Below are 8,699 nucleotides of genomic sequence, written 5' to 3' on the forward strand. Positions count from 1 at the left end.
GGTTGCGGGGGCGTGAGCGCCATGGATGGCGCGACCGAGCCTACATGGACGTATTTACGGCGTCCCCCGCAACCGGACCCACCCCGCCAACCCTCAGCAAACCAGCTTCTGCTGTTGCTCTGGCTTCCGCTTGAAGCAGGTGCAGGGCTGCAAGCCCTGCCGAAAAACCCCCAAACCCTTACTGGAGCAGCGAGCGCAACATCCACGCATACTTTTCGTGGGTCTGCAGGCGCTGGGTCATCAGATCCTCGGTCGGGGCGTCGTCGGCATCGTCCGCCACATCCAGCACTTCACGTGCCGTACGGCAGACCGCTTCGTTGGCGACCACCAACTGGCGTACCATTTCCCGCCAGTCCGCACTGTCGGTCAGGCCCGGCTCCTCGGCGATCGAGGTCAGCGCAGCAAATTCCCGGTAGGAGCCCGGGGCATTGAAACCCAGCGCACGGATACGTTCGGCCACATCGTCCAGCGCCGCCCACTGCTCGGTGTACTGCGTCTCGAACATGGTGTGCAGCGAGTTGAACATCGACCCGGTCACGTTCCAGTGGAAGTTGTGGGTCTTCAGGTAGAGCGTGAACGCGTCCGCCTGGAACCGCGACAGACCGTCGGCGATCTTCTTGCGGTCGCCCTGGGTGATCCCGATATCGATGTTGGGTGCCGACGGTGCCGCCGCTGCAAGCTTCTGCTTGCCGGTCTTGGGCTTGGTCGTGCTCTTGGTCTTCGCCATGGGGTTCCTCCTTGTGGAATCGTTGGCCTTCACAGTAAATCAGTCTCGATGACTGGTCGCTTTCAAAGTTTTGAACGAACCGATTGATGAACGCTATCGATAAAAATCCGTCACCCCGCCTGCGCCAACAGCGTGCCGCCATCGACGGCGCCATGAGCCGCGACCGGGGCCGTTTGCTGGGAATGCTCTCGCGTTGCCAGGCCAAGCCGCAGGATGTGGCGCTGGCCGCTACCTTCGAGCAGGCCTTGCAGGCGTCGGTGCAGCGCCGGCAGGTGCGGGCGCAACAGCAGCCGGCCATTACTCTGGACCCGCAGCTGCCGATTGCGCGTGAAGCCGAGGCGATCATCGGCCTGATCCGCGACCACCAGGTGGTGGTGATCGCCGGCGAAACCGGCTCGGGCAAGACCACCCAGCTGCCGAAACTGTGCCTGGCCGCCGGCCGTGGCCAGGCCGGCATGATCGGCTGTACACAGCCGCGACGGATTGCCGCACGTGCGGTGGCCAGCCGCGTAGCGCAGGAACTGCAGAGCGAGCTGGGCCAGCTGGTCGGCTACCAGGTGCGCTTCAACGACAAGGTCAGCGAAGACAGCCGAATCAAGTTCATGACCGACGGCATCCTGCTGGCGGAGATCGCCAGTGACCGCTGGCTGTCGAACTACGACACGATCATCGTCGACGAGGCGCACGAACGCAGCCTCAACATCGACTTCCTGCTGGGCTACCTGAAGCAGCTGCTGCGCAAGCGCCCGGACCTGAAGCTGATCGTGACCTCGGCCACCATCGACACCGAACGCTTCGCCCAGCATTTCGACAATGCGCCGGTGATCAGCGTCGAAGGCCGCACCTACCCTGTGGAAGTGCGATACCGCGCGCTGGAAGGCGAGGGCGAAGCGCAGGGCGAGCGCACCGTCAACGACGCCATCGTGTCGGCCATCGACGAGATCACCCGCCTGGATTCGCGCGGCGATGTGCTGATCTTCCTGCCCGGTGAGCGTGAGATCCGCGATGCGCACCAATCGCTGGAGCGCCGCAAATACCGCAATACCGAGGTGCTGCCGCTGTACGCGCGGCTGTCCAACCAGGACCAGGACCGGGTGTTCAACCCGGGCCCGAACCGGCGCATCGTGCTGGCCACCAATGTGGCGGAAACCTCGCTGACGGTGCCGCGCATCCGTTACGTGGTCGATCCGGGTTTCGCCCGCGTCAAGCGCTACAGCCCGCGCAACAAGCTGGACCGCCTGCACATCGAGCCGATCTCGCAGGCCAGCGCCAACCAGCGCAAGGGCCGCTGCGGCCGCATCGCCGAGGGCATCTGCTACCGACTGTACGCCGAGGCTGATTTCCAGACGCGGCCGGAGTTTACCGATCCGGAAATCCGCCGCTCCAGCCTTGCCGGGGTGATCCTGCGCATGCTGCAGCTGGGCCTGGGCCGCATCGAGGAGTTCCCGTTCCTGGAAGCGCCGGATGAGCGCGCCGTGGCCGATGGCTGGCAGCAGCTGACCGAGCTGGGCGCGATCGATGCCGAGCGGCGCATGACCACCATCGGCAAACAGATGGCCCGCCTGCCGGTGGACGTGAAGCTGGCGCGCATGCTGGTGGCCGCGCAGGCCGCTGGCTGCCTGCGGCCGATGCTGGTGATCGCTTCGTTCCTGGGCATCCAGGACCCGCGCGAACGCCCGCCCGAAGCGCGCGGCGCGGCCGACAGCGCGCATGCGCAGTTTGCTGACGGGCGCTCGGAGTTCGTCGGCGTGCTGCGCCTGTGGGACGGCTACCGGCAGGCCCACGAAGACCTGACCCAATCCAAGCTGCGCGACTGGTGCGGCCGCCACTTCCTCGGCTTCCTGCGCATGCGCGAGTGGCGCGAGCTGCACCGCCAGCTGCGCCTGCTGTGCGAAGAACTGGGCTGGAAGGAAGAAACCACCGATGCCTCGATGGCACCGCTGTTGGCTGGCAGCAGTGCGCCTGCCCCGGCGCGTGATGATGCGACGGCGGTGAAGGCCACCCGTGGCCAGCTGCACCGCGCCGCGCGCCTGGCCCGCGAAGGCAAGACCGAAGCCGCTCCGGCACCGGTGGCCGCGCGCGCGCAGAAGGAACAGGCGCCGGCCGGCGGTGGCTTCAGCGAGCGCGTGCGCGCGGCCGCCTACCAGACCCTGCACCGCGCACTGGTGGCGGGCCTGCCGACGCAGATCGGCCACCGCACCGAGAAGGGCGATTTCCAGGCGCCGCGCCAGCGCCGTTTCCTGCCGTTCCCGGGCTCGGCGCTGTCCAAGCGTCCGCCGCCGTGGCTGCTGGTGGCCAACCTGCTGGATACGCAGAAGGTCTGGGGCATGACCCTGGCCGCGATCGAACCGGACTGGGTGATTGCCGAGCTGCCCCACCTGCTGCTGCGCAAGCACTTCGACCCGCACTGGTCGCGCGCGCAGGGCCAGGTGCTGGCCTCCGAGCAGATCAGCCTGTTCGGCCTGGTGCTGGCGCCGAAGAAGCCGGTGCACTACGGCCGCATCGAGCCGGGCGAAGCGCATGACATCTTCGTGCGTCAGGCCCTGGTGACCGGCGAGATCAACACCCGCGCCAGCTTCGTCGCCGACAACCAGAAGGTGCTGGAACTGGCCCGCGAGGAAGAGGCCAAGCTGCGCCGTGCCGGCATCGTCGCCGACGAGGACTGGCAGGCGCGCTGGTACCTGGACCGCGTGCCGCCGCAGATCCATTCGGCGGCCGGCCTGGACACCTGGTGGAAGGCGCTGCCGCCGGAACAGCGCAGGACCCTGCACTGGTCGCTGGTCGACCTGCTGCCGGGTGAGGGCAGCGAGCAGGAGCGTTACCCCAAGTACCTGCCGCTGGGCCAGGCGCGGTTGCCGCTGCACTACCGCTTCGAGCCGGGTTCCGACGATGACGGCGTGACCCTGGACGTGCCGCTGCACCTGCTGAACGCATTGGATCCGGTGCAGCTGGGATGGCTGGCGCCGGGCTTCGTGGCCGACAAGGCTTCGGCGCTGATCCGCAGCCTGCCCAAGGCGATACGCCGCAACTACGTGCCGGCACCGGACTTCGGCCGCGCCTTCTTCGAGGCGTTCCCGCAGCCCAGCGCCGATGCCATCACCGGTGAACTGGCTCGCTTCCTGTCACGCGCGACTGGTGCAACGGTGAGCGCGCTCGATTTCGAGCCGGGTTCGATCGAGCCGCACCTGCACATGAACCTGCGCCTGCGCGACGAGCACGGCAAGGTGCTTGCGACCTCGCGTGACCTCGATGCGCTGCGTGCGAAGTTCGGTGGCCGTGCCGGTGATGCCTTCGCCGCGCGTGCCGGCCGCGAAATGGCGGCCGACGGGCTGCGCACGTTCCCGGGCACGCCGATTCCGCTGCAGGTACCCGGCGAAGCCGGCGTGCCCGCGTATCCCGCGCTGCTGGACGAGGGTGACAGCGTGGCGTTGCGCATCTTCGCCGACCGCCAGCAGGCGCAGGAGGCCCATCCGCTGGGCGTGCGCCGCCTGCTGGAAATCGCCCTTGCGGAGAAGGTGAAGCAGGCACGCAAGCAGCTGCCGGTCGCACCCAAGACCGGCCTGCTGTACGCGGCCATCGAATCGCAGGAGCGCCTGCGTGGCGATCTGGTCGATGCGGCGATGAACGCGGTGCTGGCCGAGGGCCTGGAAGACATCCGCGATGCGGCGGCCTTCGAGCAGCGTCGCGACCATGCGGCCAAGGCGCTGTTCGGCGAGGCGATGTCGCGGCTCAAGCTGGCCGAGACCATCCTGGCGCTGGTGGCCGAACTGAAGCCCCTGCTGGAAGCGCCGCTGATGGGCTGGGCGCGCGGCAACCTGGACGACATGGAAGCGCAGCTGGTCGGCCTGATCCACCCGGGGTTCCTGCGAGATACGCCGGCCGATGCGCTGGCGCAGTATCCGCGCTACCTGAAGGCGATGATCCTGCGTACCGAACGCGCCAAGCGTGATCCGCCGCGCGACCAGGCGCGCATGCTCGAACTGACGCCGTTCCTGGATGCGCTGCGCGAAGGGGATGCACAGGGCCTGCGCGAGCGTCCGCAGTGGCAGGCGCTGCGCTGGGACCTGGAGGAACTGCGGGTCTCGCTGTTCGCGCAGGAGCTGGGCGCGCGCACTGGCATCTCTGCGAAGAAACTGGCACAGCGGGTGACCGCGCTGCGCCAGCTGTGACCAGATGGCGCCGGGTGATGCCCGGCGTCATCGCATGGGTCGAAACGTTACTTGGTGCGGCGGACCTTGGCCTGGATGTTCACGCCGTCCACCTTCATGTACCACACGCCCAGCAGGCCGGGCTTGATGCTGACCTTCGGCGATGGCTTGCGCACGCCGGACACGCTGGTGGCGTCGACCTGTTCCCAGACCTGGCCGTTGTCCAGGGTGTAGGTGCGGCCCTTGCCGAAGCCGCGGAACTCGCCCTGCAAGATGCCGGTGACCGGTTCGCTGCTGCCAAAGTCGAAGAACCCGCGGTTCTTCACGATCACTTCCTGGCGGCCTTCCTCACGCGCTTCTTCGCGCACGGCGGCCACGGCCTGGGTTGTGGCTGCTTCGACCTTGCCCTGCAGCCAGCGGTTGAGCGTGGCCAGTTCGGCGGCACTGAGCTTGTCCAGGCCGGCGGCCTTGAACTCCTGCGGGCTCATCTGCTGCTGCAGATCGCCATCGACAACGCGTTGGGCCAGGGCCGGCAATGCGACGGTGCACAGAACAAGGGCGACACACAGCGGGCGCAGCAGGCGCAGGGACATGGCGTTTCTCCTGGATGTGGCCCGAGTGTAGAGCAGCGCAGGCGACCCGGCACCTGTCCTGGGGCGTGCGATGCGACCGCCAGGCGCTGACCGGCCGGGCCTGCTCATCCATGCGCACGGCCACCACCCGGTGACGGCGCAGGGTGTGCATCACCTGTGGCGGTGCCTGCAGCCGGGCCTGCTCCGCGGCATCCGCCACTGGCGTCGCGGCTGCCATCGTTGATCGCGATGATTTCCAGGCGCGGGTACACCTGGGCGGCGATCGCATGGATCGTGTCGGCGATGTGGGGGGGCTTTGTGAAACACGGAACCAGGACGCTGACCGGCGGCCGGCTGCGCAGTCGTGGCGGCGCGTCAGGGCGCGTCAGGGCGCGGCGCAGGTAGTAGTAGATGCCGCCGACCATCCAGAAGAAGGCCATCACCATCGGATAGAAGAAGGCGAAATTGAACAGCAGCGTGACGGGTGAAACGTTATCCATCCACGATATCGGCACTCCCCGCAGGCATGCTGCGGAACACCACCGCAGCGGCCTCGACCATGCCCCGGCTTTTGTAAACCCGGTGTGGTTTTCTGAACCATCCAGTCAGGACGCAACGTGCGGCAGCCACCGCCACAGTCAGATGCCGGCATGAACACATGAGCGCCGATGGTGGCCTTGGCGATTGTTCCTGAACGGGCGGAGCGTTACCGTAGAGACCTCTATCTTTGATGCCCGACTGCTGTGAACCGCGCGTCTGTCCCCGGCCTGGAAGCCTTGTTGAACCGCCCTGCGGCGGCGGTGCTGCCCGCGCCGCTGCGCGAAGCCCTGCTGCAGCTGTGGGAAGCTGCCGATACCTCGCACGAAATGCGCGGCAGCAGCTGGTCGGTGCTGGCCGATACGCTGGACGCGCTGGCCCTGCTGTCGGCCGACGAAGGCGCGGTGCTCGCGGCGCTGCTGTTCGACCTGCCGGGCCTTCGCGCGCATCTGGACACGCTGCCGCTGGGCGGCCACAAGACGGCGGTGATCGGCCTGCTCGACGGCCAAGACGCCGCCGACCCTGTCTGGGCGCTGCATGCCGGCCGCGACGCCGGACGCAACAGCGAAGGCCTGCGCCGCCTGCTGCTGGCCATCATCCACGACCTGCGGGTGGTGCCGATCCTGCTGGCGCGGCAGCTGGCGCGCATGCGTGCAGCCGACAAGCTGGACGAAGAGCAGCGCCGCGCACTGGCCCAGCTGACCCGTGACATCCATGCCCCGCTGGCCAACCGCCTGGGTATCTGGCAGTTGAAGTGGGAGCTGGAAGACCTGGCGTTCCGCCACTTGGAACCGGACACCTACCGCCGCATCGCACGCGAGGTGGACGAGACGCGCATCGCCCGCGAGCGCTACGTCGAGCACGTCAAGAAGACGCTGTCGCGCGAACTGGCCGCACAGGGCATCCATGCCGAAGTGAGCGGGCGGCCGAAGCACATCTACAGCATCTGGCGGAAGATGCAGAAGAAGCGGCTGGCCTTCGACCAGCTCTATGACATCCGCGCGGTGCGGGTGATGGTCGACGACGTGGCCGCCTGCTACGCCGCGCTGGGCGTGGTGCATGCGCTGTGGGCGCCGGTGCCCAGCGAGTTCGATGATTACATCGCCCGCCCCAAGGCCAACGACTACCGGTCGCTGCATACCGCCGTGGTCGGCCCGGAAGGGCGCACCATCGAAGTGCAGATCCGCACCCACGACATGCATGCGCAGGCCGAGCTGGGCGTGGCCGCGCACTGGAAGTACAAGGAAGGCAGCAAGGGCGCCGAAAAGGCCTTCGATCGCAAGATCACCTGGATGCGCCAGCTGCTGGAGCAGGCGCAGGACGGGCAGGGCAACGAACTGGCCGGTGCGCTCGATGCCGAGCTGACCGAAGACCGCGTCTACGCGCTGAGCCCGAAGGACGAGGTGCTGGACCTGCCGCAGGGAGCCACCCCGCTCGATTTCGCCTACCAGGTACACACCATGGTCGGCCACCGCTGCCGTGGCGCCAAGGTCAACGGCCGCATCGTGCCGCTCACCTACCGGCTGCGCAGCGGCGACCGGGTGGAGATCCTGACCGGCAAGGAGGCCGACCCGCGCCGAGACTGGCTGATGCCGGCACTGGGCTTCCTGGCCAGCAACCGTTCGCGCGAAAAGGTGCGCAGCTGGTTCCACAAGCTGGACCGTGCGCGCAACGTGCAGGCCGGCCGCGAGCTGCTGGAGCGCGAACTGAAGCGGCTGGGCCTGCAGCATTCGGACCTGGCCGCGGCCGCGAAGAAATTCCACGCCGACAGCGTCGACGACCTGTACATCCAGGTGGCGCTGGGCGATACCGGCCCCAACCAGGTCAGCCGTGCGCTGCTGGAAGCCGAGCGTGCGGCCAGCCAGCCGGCACCCGCGCCGACCCTGCCGCGGCCGACCGCGCGCCGCGAGAACCTGGGCAAATCCAAGTTCACCGTGCAGGGCGTGGGCAATCTGCTTGTGCAGCTGGCGCGCTGCTGCCAGCCGGTGGCCGGCGAGCCCATCGTCGGTTACCTGACCCGTAGCCGCGGTGTCACCGTGCATCGTGCAGACTGCGCATCGCTGGCGCGCCTGTCCGCCGCCAGCCCGCAGCGCATCCTGCCGGTGGAATGGGGCCAGGCCGGCAACGGTTACGAAGTGGACGTGGTGGTCGACGCGGTCGACCGCCGCTGGCTGCTGAAGGACATCACCAACCTGATCGCACAGGAAGACGCGTACGTGCTCGACATCCACAGTGACAACGTGCGCAACAGTGGCCGCGCGCACCTGCGGCTGCGCCTGAAGGTGAGCGACTACGGCCAGCTGTCGAACCTGCTGGGCAAACTGGATGCCCTGCCAGGCGTGAGCGAGGCGCGTCGTCTGGGCTGAGCTTCACGCTGCCCCGGCTACCCTGCACGCATGGAACGCGAGCCCCCGCATCGCCGCCACGGCGCCGACCACCCCGCGCTGGACCGCGTTCGCCGCGAGGGCCGCTGGTGGTGGCTGCAGGCACGTCACGCGCGCCGGGTCTGGCGCTGGGCACTGCTGGCGGCGGTGGTGGTGTTCGTGGCGCTGGTGCTGCTGCGCAGGCCGCTGGCCGACTGGTTCTGGGACGAACCGCAGATTGAACAGCTGCTGGCCGAGGGCGATCGCGCGCTGGCCGCGGGGCGGCTGACCGCATCCGATGGCAGCGGCGCGCGCGAACGCTACCAGGCCGCGCTGGCCCTCGACAACGATC

At 68.1% G+C, this 8,699-nt stretch carries 5 protein-coding genes and 1 pseudogene; 3 read left to right on the forward strand and 3 right to left on the reverse strand.

What is annotated here, in order from left to right:
- Nucleotides 1-178: 178 nt before the first annotated feature.
- Nucleotides 179-727: a Dps family protein gene (locus DCO49_RS18390; RefSeq protein WP_079222875.1), complete on the reverse strand. Its 549-nt coding sequence runs from the start codon at nucleotides 725-727 to the stop codon at nucleotides 179-181.
- Between the two features lie 86 nt (nucleotides 728-813).
- Here DCO49_RS18390 and hrpA point away from each other — a divergent pair, with 86 nt between their 5' ends.
- Nucleotides 814-4,896 carry an ATP-dependent RNA helicase HrpA gene (gene hrpA, locus DCO49_RS18395; protein WP_116865227.1) on the forward strand — a complete coding sequence of 1,361 codons (4,083 nt, stop codon included), beginning with the start codon at nucleotides 814-816 and terminating at the stop codon, nucleotides 4,894-4,896.
- A gap of 47 nt (nucleotides 4,897-4,943) precedes the next feature.
- Here the strand turns inward: hrpA and DCO49_RS18400 are convergent, their stop codons facing one another.
- The gene (locus DCO49_RS18400) at nucleotides 4,944-5,468 is read right to left on the reverse strand and encodes a hypothetical protein (protein WP_116865228.1); all 525 of its coding nucleotides are present in this window, start codon (nucleotides 5,466-5,468) and stop codon (nucleotides 4,944-4,946) included.
- A gap of 104 nt (nucleotides 5,469-5,572) precedes the next feature.
- Entirely contained in the window at nucleotides 5,573-5,947 is a 375-nt protein-coding gene (locus DCO49_RS18405; RefSeq protein ID WP_116865229.1) for a glycosyltransferase family 2 protein, read from the reverse strand.
- A 243-nt stretch (nucleotides 5,948-6,190) separates the two neighbouring features.
- Here DCO49_RS18405 and DCO49_RS18410 point away from each other — a divergent pair, with 243 nt between their 5' ends.
- A complete protein-coding gene (locus DCO49_RS18410) occupies nucleotides 6,191-8,350 on the forward strand; it encodes a bifunctional (p)ppGpp synthetase/guanosine-3',5'-bis(diphosphate) 3'-pyrophosphohydrolase (RefSeq protein ID WP_116865230.1) in 2,160 nt (719 codons plus the stop codon).
- 30 nt (nucleotides 8,351-8,380) lie between these two features.
- Nucleotides 8,381-8,699 (forward strand): annotated as a pseudogene (locus DCO49_RS18415) (hypothetical protein); the annotation flags it as partial.

This window comes from Stenotrophomonas sp. SPM (genome assembly GCF_003105135.1).
Classification (GTDB): Bacteria; Pseudomonadota; Gammaproteobacteria; order Xanthomonadales; family Xanthomonadaceae; genus Stenotrophomonas.

Coding starts and splice junctions, on each gene's coding strand:
- DCO49_RS18390 (WP_079222875.1), bottom strand. CDS start 727: ATGGCGAAGACCAAGAGCACGACCAAGCCCAAGACCGGCAAGCAGAAG.
- hrpA (WP_116865227.1), top strand. CDS start 814: ATGAACGCTATCGATAAAAATCCGTCACCCCGCCTGCGCCAACAGCGT.
- DCO49_RS18400 (WP_116865228.1), bottom strand. CDS start 5,468: ATGTCCCTGCGCCTGCTGCGCCCGCTGTGTGTCGCCCTTGTTCTGTGC.
- DCO49_RS18405 (WP_116865229.1), bottom strand. CDS start 5,947: ATGGATAACGTTTCACCCGTCACGCTGCTGTTCAATTTCGCCTTCTTC.